Source organism: Agromyces sp. GXS1127, assembly GCF_050565425.1.
Lineage (GTDB): Bacteria > Actinomycetota > Actinomycetes > Actinomycetales > Microbacteriaceae > Agromyces.
On the sequence record NZ_JBOCIG010000016.1, the window covers coordinates 1 to 2411 of the forward strand.

Sequence of the window (2411 nt, forward strand, 5' to 3'; positions counted from 1 at the left end):
GAGCTGCCGTCACCGGCGACCGTGACCACCAGCGGCGCATCCGCGGTCGGACCCGACACCAACGACGCATCATCCAGGACACCGGACCAGTCATCGGTGTACTCCACGACCGCGTCCCCGGTGCCCGTGGACTCGAACGTCAACGTGTACGTGATCTCGTCACCGGCCTCGACGCTCGACCCGTCGACCGGATCGACGTCCTTGGTCACCTCCACCGCACCGACCGGGTTGGTGGTGCACAGCGGGTCACCCTCGACACACTCCTCAGGCGGAGTCGTGCCCGTCCCGAACAGTACGTTGCCGAGCACGTCGTCGCCGCGTTCACCGTCCGGGTTCACGACCACGGTGTAGGTCACCGTGTACGTGCCCGGCGGCAGGGTGCCGGTGTACCCGATCGTGCCGTCCCCGTTGTCGGTGACCGTGATCGCCGGGTCCGACACCGTCGGACCGGACGTCAACGTCGCGTCATCGAAGATGCCCGACGCGTCATCGGTGTAGTCCAGGACCGCGTCACCGGGACCGTTCGAAGTGAACGTGAGCGTGTACGTCACCTCGTCACCAGCGACCACCGTGGACCCATCGACCGGATCGACCGACTTCTCCGGAGTGATCGAGCCGACCGGGTTCGACGTGCACAGCGGGTCACCCTCGACACACTCCTCAGGCGGAGTCGTGCCCGTCCCGAACAGCACGTTGCCGAGCACCTCATCCCCACGCTCACCATCCGCGTTCACCGTGACCGTGTACGAGACCGTCACCGTCGTGCCCGGCGGTGCGTTACCCGTCACCACCAACTGGTCGCCGACCACTTCCGCGGTGACGCTCCCGTCGTCCGGGGTCACCGCGAACTGCGGATCCGACGTGATCGTCGCGTCATCGAGCACACCCGACAGGTCGTCCGTGTAGTCGATCGTGGCATCCGCAGACCCCGTCGACTCGAACGACAACGTGTACGTCACCTCATCGCCGGCGAGCACACTCGAGCCGTCAGCCGGATCGACCGACTTCGAGGCCACGAGTTCAGGCACCGGGTTGTTCGTGCAGAGGATCGCATCGACCAGGTCGCACAGGATGAAGGGCGGCTGGGGCACGATCGAGGGGTAGAGGATGTTGCCGAGGTCGCTGTCGCCGCGCTCTCCGTCGGGTTTGACGGTCACCGTGTACTCGACCGTCACCGTCGTTCCCGGCGCGAGCGTCCCCGTCACGGTGAAGGACTGGCCGTCGCCGGCGAGCGTGACGATGAGTGCACCGGGGTCGCTCGACACCGGCGGCGACGTGAGTTCGGCGTCGTCCAGTACGTCGGAAAGATCGTCGGTGTAGTCCACGTCCTGCGGAGTGGTTCCGCCGTTCGTAAAGGTGAGGCTGTACGTGAGTTCGTCGCCCGGTGCGACGACCGTACCGGCCTCCGGATCGACGGACTTGTCGATTTCGAGGCTCGAGACGGGGTTCAGTGTGCAGTCGGGGAACAGGGGATCGACAGGGTCGCACGTCTCGGGGAGCTCCTCACCGGGCTCGAGCAGGAAGTTGCCGAGCAGGTCATCGCCGCGTTCGCCGTCGGGCTTGACGGTGACCGTGTAGGTGACGGTGTACTCCTCGCCCGCCGGCACTTCACCGGTGATCGTGAAGCGACCTTCGGCGTCCACCTCGCCGACGGTCAGGTCGCCGACACCCGGAGCGGGCGGGGTCGTCAGGTCCGCGTCGTCGAGCACGCCACTCAGGTCGTCGATCTCATCGACCGAGACTGGCCCGGTGCCGGTGCCGGCGAAGTGCAGCGTGTAGGTCAGGGTGTCCCCGGCCTCGACCGCCGTCGGCGCGGCCGGGTCGACCGTCTTCCACGATGTCAGCTCGCCGATCAGGTTCACCGTGCACAGCGGGTCACCCTCGACGCATTCCTCGGGCGGGGTGGTGCCGGTCTCGAACAGCACGTTGCCGAGCACGTCGTCCCCACGCTCACCGTCCGCGTTCACGACCACCGTGTACGTCACCGTGTACGTGCCCGGCGGCAGGGTACCGGTGTACCCGATCGTGCCGTCCCCGTTGTCAGTCACCGTGATCGCCGGATCCGACACCGTCGGACCAGCCGTCAACGTCGCGTCATCGAAGATGCCCGACGCATCATCGGTGTAGTCCAGGACCGCGTCACCGGGACCGTTCGAAGTGAACGTGAGCGTGTACGTCACCTCGTCACCGGCGACCACCGTGGACCCATCGACCGGATCGACCGACTTCTCCGGGGTGATCGAGCCGACCGGGTTGGTGGTGCACAGCGGGTCGCTCTCGACGCATTCCTCGGGCGGGGTGGTGCCGGTCTCGAACAGTACGTTGCCGAGCACCTCGTCGCCGCGTTCACCGTCCGGGTTCACGACCACGGTGTAGGTCACCGTGTACGTGCCCGGCGGCAGGGTGCCGGT

1 pseudogene is annotated in these 2411 nt (G+C 67.0%); it reads right to left on the bottom strand.

The features are described 5' to 3' along the window. A pseudogene (locus tag ACQ393_RS17555) lies at positions 1-2411 on the bottom strand (hypothetical protein); the annotation flags it as partial.